This window comes from Janthinobacterium sp. SUN211 (genome assembly GCF_030587315.1).
In the GTDB taxonomy this organism is placed as follows: Bacteria; Pseudomonadota; Gammaproteobacteria; order Burkholderiales; family Burkholderiaceae_D; genus Janthinobacterium; species Janthinobacterium kumbetense.
The window spans coordinates 996,707-1,015,242 of the sequence record NZ_JAPWIC010000001.1 but is presented as its reverse complement, the minus strand read 5'-3'; the positions used below and the strand labels follow the sequence as shown (position 1 = coordinate 1,015,242).

Below are 18,536 nucleotides of genomic sequence, written 5' to 3'. Positions count from 1 at the left end.
CGGCCCGCTTTGTTGCCCGCCCTATATACTTGCTGAAACGGATCATCCGGCATCAGACAAGGTTACAAGCATGGCATCAGGCATGGAGCAGTTTCAGGAAAAAGCACGGCAGGCATGGACATGGACGCGCGCGCAAGCCGTGCGCGTGGCGGGAGTGGCGTGGACAAAGGCGGTGGCGCTGTACCGGCGCGGCCACGCGCACCTGATGACCTTGCCGCCCGTGCGGCGTGCGCTGGTGCTGGGGCTCTGGTCGTTCCTGGCCGTGCTGGCGCTGGTGATCCTGTACATGCTGCTGCTGATCCCCCTGACGCCAAGCATCCACGACTTGCGCCAGGCGCGCGCGGCCGCGCCCAGCACCATGGTCAGCGCGGATGGCGAGGAACTGGCCCGCTTCGACCAGGGCTTGCAGGAACGGGTCACCTTAAAACAGATTTCGCCGAATGTGATCAGCGCGCTGATTTCGACGGAAGACCACCGTTTCTATGAACATCACGGCATCGATTTCACGCGCACGGCGGGCGCCGTCCTGCATACGGCGGGAGGCAACCCCCAGGGCGGCTCCACCATCACGCAGCAACTGGCGCGCAATATGTTCCCCGAGGAAATCGGCCGCTCGCGCAACCTGAACCGCAAGCTGAAGGAACTCATCACGGCCCTCAAAATCGAGGCCACCTACAGCAAGACGGAAATCCTGGAAGCCTACCTGAACACGGTCCCCTTCCTGTACAACACCTACGGCATCGAAATGGCGGCCCGCACCTATTTCGACAAGCCTGCGTCGCGCCTCGACATCCTGGAAAGCGCCACCCTGGTCGGCATGCTCAAGGGCACGAATTACTACAATCCCGTCGGTAATCCCGAACGATCCTTGCAGCGGCGCAATGTGGTGCTGGGGCAAATGCGCAAACATGATGTCATCGACGAGGCGCGTTACAGGCAGTTGATCAAGCGTCCCCTGCGCCTGCATTTCGAGCGCCAGAGCGAGCGGGCGCAATCGGACAGCCATTTCACGGCGTATGTGCGCAAGTGGCTGATCGACTGGGCCGACGAGAACGACTACAACCTGGAGCGCGACGGCTTGATCGTGCACACCACGCTGGACCAGGATTTGCAGCAGGCGGCCGAGCGTGCCGTCGAGCGCCAGGCGAATGCCTTGCAGGCGATCGCCGACGTGGAATGGAGCCGCGCCGGCGTGCCGTCATCCACGTCGACAGGCATGTATGCGGGCATGCAGGGCGGCAGCGTGCCATTCGATTATTTCTGGAAATCGCATCCGGCCCTGCTCGACGCCTTCGTGCGCGAGTCGGGCGACTACCGCAAGCTGACGGCGGCCGGCGCCACGCCGGACGATGCGCTGGCGCAACTGAAGGGCGACCGCGCCTTCATGGCGGCCTTGCGCAAGTCGAAGACGCGCCTGGAAGCGGGCTTCGCGGCCATGGACCCGGCCACGGGCGCCGTGCGCGCCTGGGTGGGCAGCCGCGACTTTGCGCGTGAACAATTTGACCACGTCTCGCAGGCGGCGCGCCAGCCCGGCTCCACCTTCAAGCCCATCGTGTACGGTGCGGCGCTGGAAAAGGGCCTGAGCCCCGAGCACGTCTACCGCGATGCCGTGATGGATATCAAGGCGTCCGACGGCACGATATGGCGTCCGACGGACATGAGCGGCACCACGGGGCGCGACATGACCATGCGCGACGGCCTCGTGTACTCGAAAAACACCATCACGGCGCAAGTGATGCAGGATGTCGGCTTGCCGCCGATCATCAAGCTGGCGCGCGCGCTGGGCATCCGCGGCAGCAAGCTGGAAAAAGTGCCGTCGCTGGCGCTGGGCACCAGTCCCGTCACTTTATTGGAAATGGTCAACGCCTACGCCAGCATCGCGGCCCAGGGCGAAGCGCGCCTGCCGTTCGTCGTCACCCACATCACGGACCGCGAAGGCAAGGTCATCGCCCGCTTCGGCGAAGACAAGCCGCAGCGCGCGATGAAGGTGGAATCGGCGGCCACCCTGACGGACATGATGCGCGGCGTCATCGACCGCGGCACGGGCACGGCCATCCGCAGCCGCTTCGGCATCCGCTCCGACGTGGCCGGCAAGAGCGGCACCACGCAAAACAATGCGGACGGCTGGTTCATCCTGATGCATCCGGAACTGGTGGGCGGCGCCTGGGTCGGTTTCAATGACGCCAGGGTCACCATGCGCAGCAATTACTGGGGCCAGGGCGGTCACAATGCCGTGCTGGTGGTGGGCGACTTCTTCAAGACGGCGCTCGACACGGGAAAACTGTCGCGCGACGCCATCTTCCCTGGCGGCAAGCCTCCACCGCCGCTGCGCCATGTGGAGCCGGTCGACGAGCCCGCGGACGAACCCGTGGAAGAGCCGGGCGATTTGCTGCAGGAAGGCGCACCGGCCGCGCCGCTGGCCATGCCGGCCGAAGGCGAGGGCGGACAGGAATCGCATGGGAAGGCGGTGCCGGAGGCGGCGCCTGCGCCTGTTCCGCAGCCTGCGCCCGTGCCCGTGCCGCAGGGTTAAAAGGATCCAAGGGAGCATCCCATGCTTAAAAAACTGCTGCCGTTGATGCTGTGTTGCGCACTTGATTCCTCTGCGGAAGAATTGATCCAGGTCGGTTCGCCAACGGGCTATATTGAGCTAGCTCAAGTCGTCGAGAGCTCTTCCTTGGTGGCGCGGGTGACGGTCGTGTCCGCGACGGTGGTGCCGCACGAGGATGCTGCGGATGGGAAACACTGTGGCATTGTCTACCGGGCAAAAGTCGTGCAGGCATTGAAGGGCAGCCAGGACGGTGATGTGCAGTTTTTCCTGCCTGTGGAGACTTCTCCTCTCCAAGCGGGTCTCAAGTACCTGGTGTTCCTGGAACATCGAAGCGAGCGCCAGGCCAGAGACCTCTTTGCGTCCCTGAACGTGGCCTTGCCTTATGCAGAAAGCAAGCGTTTGAAGTGTAAATTTCCAGCGGGATATTACGTTTCCCTGCATGCGGCCCCCCTGGTATTTGATGCAGATGCCGGGAGACAATTTGGTGGTGAGTGGCTGAGCCTGGGAAGAGGCGGGGTGCCATCGGGCCTCGTGCTTTGCGAAGTACCTGTAACCAATAGCGCTAACGTGGAAAGCCGGCACCATCGACAAAAAAAATCCGGCGGCGCGGTGGTCAGCTGGATTGAAATGGCCCGCCTGATCAAAAGGGCCGATGGCGTGTTGAGCTTCTTGAACAGGGGACTCGATGCGTGCGGCCAGTAAGCCGTGCCGCCGCCCGTTCCAGTCTCGGATTTAGGGCGTATTGCGCCTCAACCCCGCTTGCCGCACGAACACTTGCAGCGCGGCCATGGTCTGCTCGTGCAGCGCTTGCAGTTCCGCTTCCAGTGCTGGCGTGACGGCCAGGCTGCCATCCGCCTGCCGGCGCACGGGCAGGCCCAGCGCTTGCGCCATTTCTACCGGGTAATTCGTGAAGTTGCCATACGGCCGCTTGCCGTCCACGGACGGGGTGGGCCAATAGCCTTCTGCCAGGTAGTCTTCCGCCGCCATGCCCAGCATTTCCAGCGGCATCCACGCCTGTTGCCGCAGCAGCGTCAGGTGCCGCGCGGTCAAGGTGAACGGCGTTTTGGCGTTGGCATAGCTGCCCGGCTTCAGGTCGGCCATCTGCACGAAGTGGGGCAGCAGCAGCGATGCTTCCATCAGGCGCTGCGCGGCCAGGGCCGCATCCTTGCCGGCGATCGCTTGCATGGCCAGTTGCAGGGTATCGCCATTGCCCAGCGGGTGCTCCGGATTGAGCATGGGCGCGCCGCTTTCCACGGGCGACCAGCCGATGTTGAAACGCCGTATCAGCGCCAGGTGGTGCACATTGAGCACCTTGGGCAGCGGAGCGTCGAGGGTGGCCAGGATGCGCTGGCGCACGGCGCGCGGCAGGCCGTCGTCGGCCGCGCGCGCGAGCATGGGCGAGCACAGCAGGGCGCTGGCCAGGCGCAGCAGTTGGCGCCGCAGGGGCTGGACCAGGTCCGGCATCACGGCGCCGTCAAGTCCTGGCGCTGGAATTCGATGCGGTTTTCTTGATAAGCCCACTTGGTGTAGGGGCCGAACACGCGCCGGTTTTCCTTGCTGTCGGCATTCGACACTTCGCGCTTCATGCGCCGCACGAGGGCGGGGTCCGTGAGCGGCGCCGTCGTGGCGGCGAACACGTCGTGCCGCACGCTCTGTTTCGCGTCGGCGCCGCGCGAGATGATGGTGAGCTTGCGCGAGGCGGGCTCGAAGTACACACGCATGGCGAAGGTATTCATGTCCTGCAGATATAGGCCGTCGTCGCGCTGCTGGGCATAGAAATAGTCGCCGCAGACGGCTTTCGGCTCGCGTTTCCACTCGCACGACAGGACGATCATCAGATGCTGGTCATCGAGTTGCTTGACCGAAATGCGTCCCTTGGAATAGCCCCAGGTGCTGGCCGGCACGGTCGCCGACGAGGCCAGGTTGTAGTCGCCCACGAGTTTGGTCAGGGGAGCTTGCGCCGAGGCGCCCGCGCAGAAAGTAAAGGCGGCGGCCGCAAGGGCGCCTTGTAACTTGGAAAAGGATGTCATGATGGCCATAAAGAAAAGTTGCCATATTATAGATGGCAACTTGCCAAGATGGCCGCGCGCTTGAACGGCGCGCCGGCCGTTACTTCAGCTTGCTTAATTCCGCCACGTCGATCTTGACGGCCTTGCCGTCAGTGGCGGCCACCAGGGTCAGGAAGTGGGGCGTCGCGTAGTGCGCCGTCAGGGCCGCCTTGTCGGTCCATTCTTCCAGCATGATGAAGCGCGTGGGAATCTGGTTGTCGAGGTGCAATTCGTAGCGCAGGCAGCCGCTTTCGGCGCGGCTCGGCGTCACGACGGCTTCCAGGGCGGCGCGCACGGCGTCGGTATGGTCGGCTTGGGCATCGATGGTGGCGACGACGGTCAGGGTCATGGTGGTCCTTGTGTAGTGGTGGGGCGGATGCAGCTTAGCGCATCCTGGACTTTCATGCCTGTCATGTCCAGTCTGGCTGCGCCGAAACAGTTTCCGTCGCAGCCAGAAAATCCGCCGCCGCTTACGCTGCCTGCAGCGCGCCGATCTGTTCAAACGCGGCCGTCAACGCCTGCGCCCTGGCGGCGTCGCTGACCTTGACGCCTTCGGCGCGCACGATTTCGATCTGCGTGACGCCGAGGAAGCCGAAGAAGGCGCGCAGATGGCTTTCCTGGTGTTCCAGGGCCGCCATCGGCGTGTCGGCGCCGTAATAGCCGCCGCGCGTCGAGGCGATGATCACGCGCTTGCTGCCCAGCAAGCCTTCGGGGCCGTTGGCGCCATACTGGAACGTTTTGCCGGGCACGGCCAGCGCATCGAGCCACGATTTGAGCTGGCTGGGGATGGCGAAGTTGTACATGGGCGCGCCGATGACGATGACGTCGGCGGCCAGCACCTGCTCCAGCGCGCCGGACAAGGCGGCAGCGTCGGCGGCGCCGGGCGCGGCCGTAAATTGCGGCAGCGGCTGCGCAGCCAGGTCGCGGTAGTGGGCGGCGGCGCCCGGCGCGGCCGCTTGCAGGCGGGCGACGATGGCGGCGGACAATTGGCGGCTGAGGGAATGCTCGCCGAGGATGCTCGAATCGATGTGCAGGATGTTCATGTGGGCCTTCTTGGGTGGTATGATCGGGTGGTATGTTTTTGTAACCGAGTTAAATATAGTGACTATCAAATGAACGCACAAGAAGGCACTTTTTCCACACTGGGGCACACGGATGTGACTATTGGCGATGCCGCCGCTCAAGGAGCAGAGCTGGAACGGCGCATGCGCGACGAGGGCGGCCATGCGGGCGTGGCCGCTTCCTGCCGCCCGATCACGGATATCCTGACCCGCGTGGGCGACAAATGGAGCGTGATGGTGGTGATATTGCTGGGCAATGGCACCAAGCGCTTCAACGAGATGCGCCGCCTGATCGGCGGCATCTCGCAGCGCATGCTGACCCTTACCCTGCGCGGGCTGGAACGCGACGGCCTGGTGACGCGCACCGTATTTCCCACCGTGCCGCCGCGCGTCGATTACGCCCTGACGGACCTGGGCCGCTCGCTGTTGATCCCCATCAGCGCGCTGGGCGCCTGGGCCCATGGCCACCGCGACGCCATCGATGCGGCGCGGCTGGCGTTCGATGCCAAAGGCGCAGTCCAGCCGCCTTCGGGCGACTAGCCCCGTTCAGACGGCGGTACGGGCGCCTTGCATGTCTTGCCGGTAGCGCGCCGGCGGCAGTTCGAACTGGGTCTTGAAGAAGCGGGTGAACGCGCTTTGCGAGGAAAAGCCCAGGCGTTCGCTGATTTCCACCACGCTCAGGCTCGTTTCGCGCAGCAAACGGCGCGATTCGCGGCTCTTGGCGCGCAGTTCCAGCGCGCGGAACGACGTTTTCTCCTGCTGCAGTTGGCGCTGCAGGGTCCAGCGGTTCATCGCCAGGCCGTCGCATAGGGCCGGCAGCAGCGCGGCGCCATCGGCGTCGGCTTGCTGGCCCAGCAAATCGATGATGGCTTGCTCCACGCGGGCCGAAAACAGCTGCGCGCCCTGCAACTGCTGCAATTGCCCCTGCGCGTGCCGCAGCGCGTGCGGCGCCAGCATGGCGTTGAACTGGGCGAAAGGCCGGTCCAGCGCGGGCGCGTCAAACGTCAGCGTGTTGCGCGCCTGGCCGAAGGTGGCGGCGGCGCCGAAGCACTCGCCAATGGCTGGCGCGAACCACGGCGCCTTGCCCTGGAAGCCGGCATGGAAGGCCGTGGCCGCGCCATTGTCGTAGGCGCGCGCCACCAGCGACAGCATGCGGAAATTGGCCAGCGCCTGCATGGCGCCCCCCAGCGGGCAAAACTCGGACAGGTATTCGATCTCGATGCGCGTCCCATTCTCACTCATCAGCATGAAGTCGAATTCGCCGATCAGGCCCCGCAAGTGCAGCAGCTCGTGCAAGGCGCTGCGCAGGGTGGGGCGGTTGAAGCAGACGTGGGCGATGCCCGAGTAATGGGCGAACCAGTGCGTCACGTCGAGGTCGAGCAAGCCGCGGTGCTGCGGCAGCTGCTGGGCGTAGGCCGTCATGCGGCGGTGCCGCTCGGCGTTGATGCGCCCGCCAGGTTCCTCGAGCTGCGCCGGCGTGATGCCCGTTTGCCGGAAAAAGTCGGCGGGGTCGTGCCCATCGGCTTGCATGGCGCGCGCGCATTGCTGCGCGATCCGGTTCGAAACCGTGCGCGTATCGGGTTTGTGCAAGGGTGTCTCCTGCTTGTTGTAGTAATTTTTCACAAATATTAGCACTTTGTAGGAGATTGTTGGTTGTCGTGCCGTCTAACCAAAAATTGTTCTCGCGGGTATAAAACGCGTGCTGTGCGGTCAAGAAACTCACGCATTCTCACGCTATATTGATTTCGGGCTGGCCCTGATGCCACCCGGATACCTACAAAAACAGTCTTGGAGATAATGATGAATTGCACTATGAAACCGATGGCCCGCATGGTCGCCGGCTGCGTCGCCACGCTTGCCCTGGCCGCCTGCGGCAACGACACCGTCAGCGAGGAATACACGCAGCCCGTGTTCGGCGCCACCACCTATAGCCAGCTCAAGGTCGACGGCTATACCTTCAAGGACATGAACCGCAACGGCAAGATCGATCCGTACGAAGACTGGCGCCTGTCCGCCGAGGCGCGCGCCGACGATTTGCTGTCGCGCATGAGCCTCGACGAGAAGGCGGGCCTGATGATGCACGGCACGGCACCCACCGTGTCCGACCCTTCCGGCATCGGCCTCGGTGGCGCGTATGACTTGACGGCCCTGCAAGACCTGATCGTCAAGCAGTACGTCAACACCTTCATCACGCGCATGGCCGGCGATACGGCCAACATGGCGTCCCAGTACAACAAGGTGCAGGAAATCAGCGAAACGTCGCGCCACGGCATTCCCGTATCCATCAGCACGGACCCGCGCCACCATTTCCAGTACACGGTGGGCGCCAGCGCCGGCACCAAGGGATTCTCGCAGTGGCCGGAAACCCTGGGCCTGGCCGCCATCGGCGACGATGCGCTGGTGCGCCGTTTCGGCGATATCGCGCGCCAGGAATACCTGGCCGTCGGCATCACGCAAGCGCTGTCGCCGCAGGCGGACCTGGCCACCGAGCCGCGCTGGTCGCGCATCAACGGCACCTTCGGCGAAGATGCGGATCTAGCCAAGCGCATGGTGCAGCACTATATCGAAGGCTTCCAGGACGGCAATACGGGCTTGCACGACGGCAGCGTGGTGGCCGTCGTCAAGCACTGGGTCGGCTACGGCGCAACGAAAGAGGGTTTCGACGGCCACAATTACTATGGCCGCTACATGACTTATCCGGGCAACAACTTCGCCTACCACGTGAAACCGTTCGAGGGCGCCTTCACGGCCAAGGCGGCCTCCGTCATGCCCACCTACGCGCTGCCGGATGGCAATATCACCATCGACGGCATCACCCTGGAGCAGGTGGCGGCCGGTTTCAGCAAGACCATGCTGACGGACTTGCTGCGCGGTAAATACGGCTTCGAGGGCGTGATCCTGTCCGACTGGGGCATCACTTCCGACTGCGACGCCAACTGCCGCAACGGCACGCCGGCCGGCGTGGCGCCTTCCTTCATCGGCTTCGGCACGCCGTGGGGCATGGAAAACGCCACCAAGGCCGAGCGTTACGTGAAAGCCGTCACGGCCGGGATGGACCAGTTTGGCGGCGTGACGGAAGCGCCCTACCTGACGCAAGCCGTGCAGCGGGGCCAGTTGACGGAAGCGCGCATCAACGCGTCGGCGCGGCGCATCCTGATCCAGAAATTCAAGCAAGGCCTGTTCGAACACCCATTCGTCGATGCGGCCAAGGCGGCAACCACGGTGGGCAAGGCGGACTTCATCGAGGCGGGCCTGGAAGCCCAGCGCCGCTCGCTGGTCTTGCTGGAAAACAAGGACAAGGTCTTGCCGCTGGCGGCCACCGTCAAGAAGGTCTACCTGTACGGCATCGATGCGGCCGTGGCGAAGCAGTATGGCTACACGGTGGTCGCCACGCCGCAGGAAGCGGACATGGCCCTGCTGCGCGTGGCCGCGCCGTATGAAATCCTGCACCCGAACTACATCTTCGGCAGCATGCAGCACGAAGGACGCCTGAATTATGTCGATGGCGACGCCGACTACGAAGCCATCAAGAACGCGGCGAAGTTCGCGCCGAAGACGGTGGTGACGGTCTACCTGGACCGCCCGGCCATCCTCGGCAACGTGCAGGACAAGGCCAGCGCCATCCTCGCCAACTTTGGCGTCAGCGACGGCGCGCTGTTCGATGTCTTGACGGGCAAGGCCAAACCGCAAGGCAAGCTGCCGTTCGAACTGCCATCGTCGATGGCCGAAGTGCAGGTGCAGAAATCGGACGTGCCGTATGACACGGCCCATCCGCTGTACAAGTTCGGTTACGGCCTGGCGTACTGATAACGCTCCTGCCGTCAGCGCACGGTAATCCAGCTGCGCTCCTGCACGGAGCGCAGCGCCGCGGCTATCAGCCGGTCCACTTCGTAGCCGTCGCGGAAGGTGGGCCAGACCGGCTGGCCGCCGGCGATCGCCTGCAGAAAATCGCGCGCCTCGATGACGATTTGTTCGTTGTAGCCCGTGCCGTGCCCGGCTCCCTGGCTGAACGCCAGGTAGTCGGGGTGGGCGGGGCCCATCAGCAGGCGCTGGAAACCCTGGCGTTGCGCGGGGCGGCTGGCGTCGTACAGCCACAGCTCATTTTGGCTTTCCTGATCAAACGCAATGGCGCCTTTCGTCCCCGTGATACGGTAGGTGTAGCCCATCTTGCGCCCGGCCGCCACGCGGCTGAAGGTCAGCGCGCCCAGCGCGCCGCTGGCAAAGCGCAGCATCAGATTCCCCTGGTCGTCGTTGTCCACCGCTTCCATGCCATGCGGGCCGTCGCGCCGCGCATGCACGGTATTCATGTCGGCCACCAGCGAGTCGACGGGGCCGCCCAGGCGCAGGGCCAGGTTGAGCAGGTGCGAACCCACGTCGGCCAGCGCGCCGGCGCGCGTTGCCGTGGCTTCCCGCGTGCGCCAGGAGGCGGGTGCGCGCGGGTCGTGCAGGTAGTCTTCCACGTGCTCGGCGGCGACGTGGATGATGTCGCCGATTTCCCCCGATTCGATGATCTGCCGCGCCAGCTGGCTGGCGGGCGTGCGGATGTAGTTGTAGCCGACCATGTTGGCCACGCCCGCGCTTTCCGCCGCCTGCGCCAGCAGCAAGGATTCGGCGGCCGTCATGCCCAGCGGCTTTTCGCAAAACACGGGTTTGCCCAGGGCCAGCGCCGCCAGCACGATGTCCTTGTGCGTGGCGGGCGGCGTGGCGACGACGATGGCGTCGATGGCGGGGTCATTGACCAGTGCGCGCCAGTCGCCGGTGGACCTGTTCCAGCCCAGTTCCCGCGCGCTGCGCGCCGCGCCTTCTTCGCTGCTGGTGGCGATGCAGGCGCAGACGGGGTTGCGGGCCGTGGGAAAGATGCTGCGCACGGTCTTGTAGGCGATGGTGTGGGCCTTGCCCATGTAGCCGGCGCCGATCAGGCCGATGTGGATGTCTTGCATAGGGAGTCTCCGAGGGTGACGCGTAGGGGATTCAGGCTTGCTGGCGCCAGGCGTGGCTGTCCAGGGCGTCGAGGAAGCGGGCCGCGGGCCAGTCCTGCGCCAGCGCTTCGCGCATGAGCTGCTGCTGCGTGGGCGGCGCCATGCCATCGATGGGCTGGTCGCGGTCCAGGTTGCTGGGAAAGGCATAGCCTTCGGCGCAGGCGGCGATCGCGTGGCCGACGCCAGCGTCATCCAGGGTGCCCTGCGCGCGCAGCGCCTGCAAGGCTGGGTATAGGGCGGCGCTCATGGCGCGGCGGTCCAGCGTTTCCATGGCGCGCCCGAATGGCGACGACACTTGCAGCAGGTTGGCCATGCGGCGGATGTCGGGCGAACGGTTATGCCCGGCCGCGTGGAACAGGGCGGGATTGAAGAACACGGCGTCGCCTTTCGACAGCGGCAGCTGCACGCAATACCGGGCAAAATAGTCGCGGAACGGCCGCTGCTGCCACGCGAGAAAACCGGCCCGGTAGCGCTGCGAATAAGGCAGGTACAGGGTGGGACCGGATTCCAGCGGCATGTCGCAATGGGCGACGGCGCCCTGCAAGGTCAAGAGGGCCGACATCTGGTGCACGGGCGCGGGATAGGCGGCGCAGGCGGCGGCGCTCTGGAAGCCCAGGTGATAGTCGCGGTGCGGCGCCTGGGCGGCCCCGCCGGGATTGACGACGTTCACTTGCGCCGTCATCTGGTAGGAGGGACCCAGCCAGGCCTCGGATATCCAGGCGAAGACGGGGTTGGCGTAGTAGCGCGCGAATGTTACGGGTGCGCGCAGGCAAAGCTTTTGCTGGGCGTTCCAGATGCGGTCATTCGCGCCCGACCTGGCGAAATGGTCGCCGCCCGCCTGTCCGCTGGCATGCTGCCCGGCGATCAGGTCGCGGAACATGCGATTCGCCTGTTCCAGCGTCTCCATGTCGGTGACGGCCCGTTTGAGCACGATGACGCCGGGACCGTCCATCAGCGCCTTGCCCCATTCGGCCTGCAGCGCGCGCAGCGACGCCGGATTGGCAGCCAGTTCGCGCACTGCATCGCAGTCGTAGACGAGGATATTTTCTTCCACGGCGGCGGCGTGCGGATAGTCGGCCAGCGCCGTGCGGCAACTGACGGTGCCGATGAAGTCTTGCAGGTCGCAGCTTTCCGGCGTCAGCCAATACGGGACGGGCGGCGGGGCGCCGGCGTTGGTGGTGTGCATGCGGTGTCTCCTGATTATTTAAGTTGTAGAATCAGTATAGGGATGAAAATCCGCATTTTTCATCAGAAAATCCATCAAAAAACCATCAATTCGAAATGGAGAGCACGTGACGCATCCTTTCCCCGTCAAGGTCGTGGCGCTGCAGGCCGGCGTCAGCGTGGCCACGGTCGACCGCGTGATCAAGCAGCGCGGCGGCGTGCACGCCAATACGGTGCGCCGCGTGATGCAGGCGCTGGATGAACTGGCGCGGCAAAGCACGCAGGTGGGCCTGTCCGGCAGAAAATTCATGCTCGACGTGCTGATGGTGGCGCCGCGCCGCTTTACGGATGCCGTGCGCGCCGCGCTGGAGGCGGAGCTGCCGTCGCTGCATCCGGCCGTGCTGCGTTCGCGCTTTCACCTGCATGAAACCCTGGAGGTGGACGGCATCGTCGACCTGCTGGAGCGCATCCGCAAGAACGGCAGCCACGGCGTGCTGCTCAAGGCGCCCGACTTGCCGCCAGTGGCCGAGGCGGTGAACCGGCTGGCGGCGGCCGGCATCCCCGTGGTGACCCTGGTGACGGACTTGCCGGCTTCCGCGCGCCGCAGCTATGTGGGCATGGATAACCGGGCGGCGGGCGAGACGGCCGCTTACCTGGTCGGCCAGTGGCTGGGCAGCGTGAGAAAAAAACAGCAGGTGCTGGTGACCCTGAGCAGCAACCGCTTTCATGGCGAGGAAGAGCGCGAGATCGGCTTTCGCCGCGCGCTGCGCGAACGACATCGGCACTTGAGCGTCGTCGAAGTGAGCGAAGGCCACGGCATCGACGGCGCCACGGGCGCGCTGGTGCGGCAGGCGCTGGCCGACCATCCGGGCATCGCCGCCGTGTATTCGATCGGCGGCGGGAATGCCGCCATCGTGCAGGCGTTCGCCAAAGCGGGCCGGCCTTGCCAGGTCTTCATCGGCCATGACCTCGACGCGGACAACCTGGCGCTGCTCAAGTCTGGCGCCATCCACGCCGTGCTGCACCACGACCTGGGCCAGGACATGCGCCGCGCCTGCCAGGAAATCCTGCGGGCGCAAGGCGCGCTGCCGGCATTGGCGCAGCCGGCCTGCCTGTCCGCCATCCAGATCGTCACGCCGTGGAACCTGCCCGCCCTGAATGGCCTGAATTGACAGGCATGCGAGGCTGGCCGATACTCGCCGCTTCGCTCATCGCTCACCTTTGAAGGAATCCCCCGATGTCCGTCATCCCGAAATTGCATCAGACCGTGCTTGCCGCCTTGCTTTCCACCGCGTTTGCCATGCCGGCCATGGCCGCCGCCCCCGCAGCTGCGGCAGCCGCCGCCACCTCGTCGGCCTGGGTCGAGGCCAGCAACCGCAACGCGGCCATCGTGCTGGCGGCGCAGGCGCAGTTCTCGCCTGAAAACGCTTCCGACACGGGCCTGGTGCAGTACGACGGCCTGGCTGCCGACCTGGGACCCAATATTGTCGAACGCCAGGTGGCGGCCATGCAGCAGGCGCGCGCGCAATTGCAGCAAAAGCTGGAACTTGAACGCGACGAACGCATTCGCCAGGACCTGGAGATTTTGATCGGCGCCGTCGACCAGGAAATCGCTGGCACCCAGCTGGAAGCCAAGTACGCCTTGCCGTGGGTTGATGTGCCGCAAATGGTCTTTGGCAGCATGCAAAGCCTGCTGCAGGAACAGCGCCCGGCCGCGCGCCGCGCCAAGGCGCTGGAACGTCTGCAGCGCTACGTCGGGCAATACCCGGGCAGCACGCCGATCACGCAGCAGGCGAAGGCCCGCTTCACGGAGCAAATCGGCAAGCCCGGCCTGGCGGGACCCGTGCGCCTGCAGGTGGAGCAGTCGCTGGAAAACGTGCCGACGTATGTCGCCGGCATCCGCAAGCTGTTCGCCGACATGCAGATCGCGGGCGCGGAGAGTGCGCTGGCGGCCATGGAACAGCAGCTGACCGATTATGCGGCGTGGGAAAAGCAGGTGGTGCTGCCCCTGTCGCGCACGGATTTCCGCATGGCGCCCGAGCTGTATGCGTTTCGCCTGAAGCAGGTGGGCATCGACATCGAGCCGCGCGCGCTGGTCGAACGGGCGCAGGTGGCTTACCTGGAAACGCGCGCCGCCATGCAGGCGCTGGCGCCCGTCGTGGCGGAGAAAATGTCGCTGAAAGGTGTCGACGGCAGCGATTACCGCCAGGTGCTGCGCGCGCTGAAAAGCGCGTCGATTCCCAACGAGCAGCTCGAAGCGCATTACAAGGGCGTCAATACGCAGCTCGAAGAACGCATCGCCCGGCAGCGCGTGGTCGATATTCCAGCGCGCGCCATGACCATGCGCCTGGCGTCCGCCGCCGAATCGGCGGCCCAGCCGGCGCCGCATATGCGTCCGCCTCCGCTGATCGGCAATACGGGAGAACACGGCCAGTTCGTCCTCCCCGTCAGCAATCCGGCCGCCAGCGGCAAGGGCGAGGCGTATGACGATTTCAATTTCGCGGGCGCCGCCTGGACCCTGAGCGCGCACGAGGGCCGTCCTGGCCACGAGCTGCAGTTCAGCGCCATGGTGGAGCGGGGCGTGTCGCAGGCGCGCAGCCTGTACGCGTTCAACAGCGTCAACGTGGAAGGCTGGGCGCTGTACGCGGAAGCAGAGATGATTCCCTACGAGCCGTCCGAAGGCCAGTTCATCGCGCTGCAGTTCCGCATGCTGCGCGCGGCGCGCGCCATGCTGGACCCGATGCTGAACCTGGGGCAGGTCACGCGCGAAGAGGCGGGCCGCATCCTGACGGACGAGGTGATGCTGTCGACACCGATGGCCCGCCAGGAACTGGACCGCTACACCTTCAATATGCCGGGCCAGGCGGGCAGCTATTTCTATGGCTACACGCGCATCCTGCAACTGCGCGCGGAAACGGAGCTGGCGCTGGGAGACAGATTCGACCGCCTGGCCTTCAACAACTTCCTGCTGGGCCAAGGCTTGCTGCCGCCGGACTTGCTGGCCAGGGCCGTGCGCGAACACTTCATCCCCGCACAGAGAAAAGCCAGGGGCTGACGGCGGTCTCCTGCGCATGCCATACTGGCGCCCTTGAATGAAAACGTGAGAGTGGCAGGCATGTGGCGTGGGATCGTATGTGGTGTGCTGGCCGGCGCCTTTTGGGGCGCCGTTTTCATTGTGCCCGTCTTGCTGCCGGACTTTTCCCCGGTCGAGCTGATGGTGGGGCGCTACATCTGCTATGGCGCGGTGGCGGCCAGCCTGATGCTGCCGCGCCTTGTGCCCCTGCTGCGGCGCTTGCGGCGCAGCGACTGGCTGGCCATGCTGCGCCAGGCGCTGGCCGGCAATGTCGTGTATTACCTGCTGCTGGCCTACGGCGTCAAGCTGGCCGGCGTGGCGCCCACTTCCCTGATCATCGGCTTGCTGCCCCTGAGCGTCACCATCCTGGGCCGCAAGGACCACGGCGCGCTGCCGCTGCGCCAGCTGGCCTGGCCGCTGCTGGTGGTAGCGCTGGGCATCGCCTGTATCAATGTCGATATCTTCAGCCATGCAGGCGGCGCGGGCGGCGCCGGTCTGGCGCACAAGCTGGCCGGCGTGCTGTGCGCCGTTGGCGCGCTCGCCTGCTGGACCTGGTATGCGCTCGACAATGCCCGTTTCCTCAAGCGCCACGCGCATTTCAGTTCCGTGGAATGGGCCATGCTGTATGGCCTGGCCAGCGGCGTCATCGCCCTGGCCGTTGGCGCCGCGATGCTGGCGCTGCAGCAGGCAAGCGGCGCCGACGACGCGCCGGCGCGCGACTGGCACCGCTACTGGCTCGTGTGTTTGCTGCTGGCGCTGGGCGCTTCCGTGATCGGTAACTACCTGTGGAACCTGGCGTCGCGCCTGGTGCCGGTCACCTTGTCGGGCCAGCTGATCCTGTCGGAGACTTTGTTCGCGCTGCTGTACGGCTTCGTCTACGCGCAGCGCATGCCGCGGCCCCTGGAGTGGGCCGCCATGGTCTTGCTGACGGCGGGCGTGCTGTGGTCCGTGCGGCGGCATGCGCAGGAGGAGGGAGCAGGGCAGGAGGCAGGGTGGACGTAGCGAAAAATACATCGTTGCCGGCCTGCCGTTTGCAGTGGCCGGGCCGTATAATTACGCTAATTTTCCGCCCACCCAGGGAGTTCCGCTTGCAGCTACCGATCCGTTATCCGAACATGCCGCAACTGCTGCTGAAGGCCCGCGACAGCCTGCTCCAGCATTTCCGCCCCATCCTCAACCACTTCGGCGTGACGGAGCAGCAGTGGCGCATCATGCGCGCGCTGAACGAAAGCCCGACCCTGGAACCGCGCGAACTGTGCGAGATCTGCCAGATTTCCAGTCCCAGCATGAGCGGCATCTTGGCGCGCATGGAAGAAATCGGCTTGATCGGGCGCAGCAAGTTCGAAGGCGACCAGCGCCGCCGCAAGGTGCACCTGTCGGAAGCGGGCGCCAGCCTGCTGCTGCAGATGGGCAAGCTGATCGACCTGCAATATGAACACCTGGAAGCGGCCTACGGCAAGCAAGTGTTCGAAGACATGCGCCGCACCCTGGAAGCCTTCATTGCCCTCGAAACCCTGCCGGTGGCGCCCGCCATCCTGCGCTGACCGTCCCGCTTTCCCCGTTTTCCCGCCTGCCTGATTAGCCACCGGGCGCGTGTTTTTCGACACGCGCCGCCGCTGCTTTCCCCATGCCTGTTCCGCGTATTTCCGCATCCTGCCGGGCGTGCGCCCGCATGCCTGCCGGTTTTGCTATAAGACACAAGAAAGTTTTGCTATAAGACTACGCCTTACAGTCAATTACTTATATGTGAGTAATTAAGCGTATAATTTGCTCCACTTGATCCAAATCAAGAAGAAAAGCGGACGCCCCACGCGCTGTATGGGGCCGCAACGCGGCGCCACAGCCGGTATGTCGCCATCACGGCGGCAATGCCGGCCGGGCGTACTATAAAACAGGAAAGTCAGGAAAAAATGAACACTACATGCATGCGCGCTGCGGCGCTGGCCGTCTCCACGCTCATCGGCGCAAACGTTTGCGCCCAAAGCAATGTCAGCATTTATGGCGTGGTCGACGCGGCCATGGCGTACACCAGCAACCAGGGCGGCAATTCGAACACTTACATGCGCAGCGGCAACTTGTCCGCCAGCAAAATCGGCTTCCAGGGCGTGGAAGACCTGGGCGGCGACCTGAAGGCGCTGTTCCTGCTGGAAAACGGCTTTGAAAGCGATACGGGCGCGCAAAGTTCGGCCAGCTCCCTGTTCAACCGCCAGGCTTACGTGGGCTTGCAATCGACAGCCTACGGTACCGTCACGGCCGGCCGCCAGTACACGCCGTATTACCTGCTGGTGGGTTCGCTGGCGTCGAGCAACGTGTTGACGGGCGCCACCGGCGCCCATCCTGGCGATATCGACGGCCTCGATACGACCGTGCGCATCAGCAATTCCGTCACCTACAGCATGCCGGCCTGGCGCGGCCTGCAGGCCAGCGCGCAGTACGGCTTTGGCGAAGCGGCAGACGGCAATGCCGTGGGCAGCAGCTTTAGCGCCGCCGTCAAGTACAGCACCTCGCCGGCCGAATTCGCGCTCGGCTACCTGAAACTGAAAAACGGCCAGAACAATGCCAGCGCCATGGCCATGAGCACCCAGGGCGGCTGGAACAGCAATGCTTCGGGCAGCTTCGGCATTTCCGCCATCAACCAGGGCTACGCCTCGGCTGAAAGCGTGCAATTCATCGCCGCCAGTGCGCGCTATACCATGGGCAAGTGGATGGTGGGCGCCAACGCCAGCAACGTGCAATACGAGGCGGGCAGCCGCTCGGCCTTCCGCGACACGGCCATCTTCAACACGGCCGGCCTGATCTCCAGCTACCAGTTGACGCCGCAGTGGTTCCTGGCCGCCGGCTACAGCGACACCTTCGCCAGCCACGCCAACGGCATCGCCGACCGCGCGCGCTACCGCCAGCTGTCGTTCGAACAGACGTATGCGCTGTCGAAGCGCACCGCGATCTACCTGATCGAGGCGCGCCAGCTGGCGCGCGGCCAGACCCTGGGCCAGGACGGCGCCATCGTCAACGCCGTCGCCTCGGTCGGCGATTCGCAAAACGGCACGCCATCGTCGACCGGCGGCCAGTCGGTGGTCATGGTCGGTCTCAAGCATTCTTTCTGAACGGTTGCTGAACTCACGGGAGCTTCAAGTGGACGCTACACATCACAAGGAGGGCCGCGGCCCTCTCAATCCCGGCCGCCGCATGGTGCTGGCCGGCTTGCTGTCGGCTTCGGCCGCGGCGCTGATTCCCTGGGCGCTGGCCGAACCGGTCGCCAATGCGGAGCAGGGCGCCTTCCTGGGCGTGTCGGCCATGCTGGTGGGGCGGCAAGTGCTCGACCTCGTGCTGGCCAGGCGCCTGTATGACGCGCTGGTGGCGCAGGATACGGCCTTCCCGGCGAAGGTGCGCGCGCTGCTGGCGCTGATCAATGCGCAGGGTTTGCAGGCGGCCGGCCTGCAGGAAGCGCTCGACGGGCTGGACCCGGCCCAGTCGCCGCTGGCCGCCTTGCCGCGCCAGATCGCCAGCGCCTGGTACCTGGGCATCGTCGGCACGGGCGAGGCGGCCGTCTGCGTCGCCTACGAGCAGGCGTTGAACGCGGCCGTCGTGGCCGACGTGCTGAAACCTCCCACGTATTCCTACGGCGCCTACGGCAGCTGGGCCAGAAAACCAATTTAAGGAGCC

The 18,536-nt window shown here is 65.1% G+C and carries 17 protein-coding genes; 10 read left to right on the top strand and 7 right to left on the bottom strand.

From position 1 onward, the window contains the following. The first annotated feature begins 82 nt into the window (after window positions 1–82). Window positions 83–2,530 carry a penicillin-binding protein 1A gene (locus O3301_RS04430; RefSeq protein WP_305055667.1) on the top strand — a complete coding sequence of 816 codons (2,448 nt, stop codon included), beginning with the start codon at window positions 83–85 and terminating at the stop codon, window positions 2,528–2,530. Window positions 2,531–2,551: 21 nt separating this feature from the next. Beyond that, a complete protein-coding gene (locus O3301_RS04425) occupies window positions 2,552–3,250 on the top strand; it encodes a hypothetical protein (protein WP_305055666.1) in 699 nt (232 codons plus the stop codon). A 30-nt stretch (window positions 3,251–3,280) separates the two neighbouring features. On the opposite strand, the gene O3301_RS04420 is transcribed toward O3301_RS04425, so the two are convergent. From O3301_RS04420 to O3301_RS04405, 4 genes are all read right to left on the bottom strand, one after another. Next, window positions 3,281–4,012, bottom strand: coding sequence for a hypothetical protein (locus tag O3301_RS04420; RefSeq protein WP_289914521.1), 732 nt, complete (start codon window positions 4,010–4,012; stop codon window positions 3,281–3,283). Next, the gene (locus tag O3301_RS04415) at window positions 4,012–4,578 is read right to left on the bottom strand and encodes a hypothetical protein (RefSeq protein ID WP_305055665.1); all 567 of its coding nucleotides are present in this window, start codon (window positions 4,576–4,578) and stop codon (window positions 4,012–4,014) included. The genes O3301_RS04420 and O3301_RS04415 overlap by 1 nt, the downstream gene beginning before the upstream one ends. Window positions 4,579–4,657: 79 nt before the next feature. Continuing rightward, window positions 4,658–4,945, bottom strand: a complete 288-nt coding sequence (locus tag O3301_RS04410; RefSeq protein ID WP_305055664.1) for a putative quinol monooxygenase — start codon at window positions 4,943–4,945, stop codon at window positions 4,658–4,660. Between the two features lie 121 nt (window positions 4,946–5,066). Further along, window positions 5,067–5,639, bottom strand: a complete 573-nt coding sequence (locus O3301_RS04405) for an FMN-dependent NADH-azoreductase (protein WP_305055663.1) — start codon at window positions 5,637–5,639, stop codon at window positions 5,067–5,069. A 162-nt stretch (window positions 5,640–5,801) separates the two neighbouring features. On the opposite strand from O3301_RS04405, the gene O3301_RS04400 reads away from it, so the two are divergent. After that, the gene (locus O3301_RS04400) at window positions 5,802–6,197 is read left to right on the top strand and encodes a helix-turn-helix domain-containing protein (protein ID WP_289916133.1); all 396 of its coding nucleotides are present in this window, start codon (window positions 5,802–5,804) and stop codon (window positions 6,195–6,197) included. Window positions 6,198–6,203: 6 nt separating this feature from the next. On the opposite strand, the gene O3301_RS04395 is transcribed toward O3301_RS04400, so the two are convergent. Beyond that, window positions 6,204–7,247: an AraC family transcriptional regulator gene (locus O3301_RS04395; protein ID WP_305055662.1), complete on the bottom strand. Its 1,044-nt coding sequence runs from the start codon at window positions 7,245–7,247 to the stop codon at window positions 6,204–6,206. Window positions 7,248–7,469: 222 nt separating this feature from the next. On the opposite strand from O3301_RS04395, the gene O3301_RS04390 reads away from it, so the two are divergent. Next, window positions 7,470–9,464, top strand: coding sequence for a glycoside hydrolase family 3 N-terminal domain-containing protein (locus tag O3301_RS04390; RefSeq protein ID WP_305055661.1), 1,995 nt, complete (start codon window positions 7,470–7,472; stop codon window positions 9,462–9,464). A gap of 14 nt (window positions 9,465–9,478) precedes the next feature. On the opposite strand, the gene O3301_RS04385 is transcribed toward O3301_RS04390, so the two are convergent. Next, entirely contained in the window at window positions 9,479–10,597 is a 1,119-nt protein-coding gene (locus O3301_RS04385) for a Gfo/Idh/MocA family protein (protein WP_305055660.1), read from the bottom strand. A gap of 31 nt (window positions 10,598–10,628) precedes the next feature. Then, on the bottom strand, window positions 10,629–11,822 hold the full coding sequence (locus O3301_RS04380) for a phytanoyl-CoA dioxygenase family protein (protein ID WP_305055659.1): 1,194 nt from the start codon (window positions 11,820–11,822) through the stop codon (window positions 10,629–10,631). A 106-nt stretch (window positions 11,823–11,928) separates the two neighbouring features. Here O3301_RS04380 and O3301_RS04375 point away from each other — a divergent pair, with 106 nt between their 5' ends. The 6 genes from O3301_RS04375 to O3301_RS04350 all read left to right on the top strand — a co-directional run bounded on the left by O3301_RS04375 (window position 11,929) and on the right by O3301_RS04350 (window position 18,530). Beyond that, window positions 11,929–12,972, top strand: a complete 1,044-nt coding sequence (locus O3301_RS04375) for a LacI family DNA-binding transcriptional regulator (protein ID WP_305055658.1) — start codon at window positions 11,929–11,931, stop codon at window positions 12,970–12,972. A gap of 65 nt (window positions 12,973–13,037) precedes the next feature. Then, window positions 13,038–14,855: a DUF885 domain-containing protein gene (locus tag O3301_RS04370; protein WP_305055657.1), complete on the top strand. Its 1,818-nt coding sequence runs from the start codon at window positions 13,038–13,040 to the stop codon at window positions 14,853–14,855. Between the two features lie 60 nt (window positions 14,856–14,915). Beyond that, a complete protein-coding gene (locus O3301_RS04365; RefSeq protein WP_305055656.1) occupies window positions 14,916–15,875 on the top strand; it encodes a DMT family transporter in 960 nt (319 codons plus the stop codon). Window positions 15,876–15,961: 86 nt separating this feature from the next. Continuing rightward, window positions 15,962–16,417 carry a homoprotocatechuate degradation operon regulator HpaR gene (hpaR, locus tag O3301_RS04360; protein ID WP_251348489.1) on the top strand — a complete coding sequence of 152 codons (456 nt, stop codon included), beginning with the start codon at window positions 15,962–15,964 and terminating at the stop codon, window positions 16,415–16,417. Window positions 16,418–16,783: 366 nt separating this feature from the next. Next, window positions 16,784–17,977: a porin gene (locus O3301_RS04355; RefSeq protein ID WP_369812167.1), complete on the top strand. Its 1,194-nt coding sequence runs from the start codon at window positions 16,784–16,786 to the stop codon at window positions 17,975–17,977. Between the two features lie 28 nt (window positions 17,978–18,005). Further along, complete coding sequence (locus O3301_RS04350; RefSeq protein WP_305055655.1) at window positions 18,006–18,530, top strand: sugar dehydrogenase complex small subunit; 525 nt, start codon at window positions 18,006–18,008, stop codon at window positions 18,528–18,530. The last annotated feature ends 6 nt before the right edge of the window (window positions 18,531–18,536 follow it).

What these genes read in the sequence shown, in the direction of transcription:
- O3301_RS04420 (WP_289914521.1), bottom strand. Translation starts at nt 4,012, where the DNA reads ATGCCGGACCTGGTCCAGCCCCTGCGGCGCCAACTGCTGCGCCTGGCC.
- O3301_RS04365 (WP_305055656.1), top strand. Translation starts at nt 14,916, where the DNA reads ATGTGGCGTGGGATCGTATGTGGTGTGCTGGCCGGCGCCTTTTGGGGC.
- O3301_RS04405 (WP_305055663.1), bottom strand. Translation starts at nt 5,639, where the DNA reads ATGAACATCCTGCACATCGATTCGAGCATCCTCGGCGAGCATTCCCTC.
- O3301_RS04425 (WP_305055666.1), top strand. Translation starts at nt 2,552, where the DNA reads ATGCTTAAAAAACTGCTGCCGTTGATGCTGTGTTGCGCACTTGATTCC.
- O3301_RS04385 (WP_305055660.1), bottom strand. Translation starts at nt 10,597, where the DNA reads ATGCAAGACATCCACATCGGCCTGATCGGCGCCGGCTACATGGGCAAG.
- O3301_RS04370 (WP_305055657.1), top strand. Translation starts at nt 13,038, where the DNA reads ATGTCCGTCATCCCGAAATTGCATCAGACCGTGCTTGCCGCCTTGCTT.
- O3301_RS04400 (WP_289916133.1), top strand. Translation starts at nt 5,802, where the DNA reads ATGCGCGACGAGGGCGGCCATGCGGGCGTGGCCGCTTCCTGCCGCCCG.
- O3301_RS04415 (WP_305055665.1), bottom strand. Translation starts at nt 4,578, where the DNA reads ATGACATCCTTTTCCAAGTTACAAGGCGCCCTTGCGGCCGCCGCCTTT.
- O3301_RS04380 (WP_305055659.1), bottom strand. Translation starts at nt 11,822, where the DNA reads ATGCACACCACCAACGCCGGCGCCCCGCCGCCCGTCCCGTATTGGCTG.
- O3301_RS04430 (WP_305055667.1), top strand. Translation starts at nt 83, where the DNA reads ATGGAGCAGTTTCAGGAAAAAGCACGGCAGGCATGGACATGGACGCGC.
- O3301_RS04355 (WP_369812167.1), top strand. Translation starts at nt 16,784, where the DNA reads ATGAACACTACATGCATGCGCGCTGCGGCGCTGGCCGTCTCCACGCTC.
- O3301_RS04410 (WP_305055664.1), bottom strand. Translation starts at nt 4,945, where the DNA reads ATGACCCTGACCGTCGTCGCCACCATCGATGCCCAAGCCGACCATACC.
- O3301_RS04390 (WP_305055661.1), top strand. Translation starts at nt 7,470, where the DNA reads ATGAAACCGATGGCCCGCATGGTCGCCGGCTGCGTCGCCACGCTTGCC.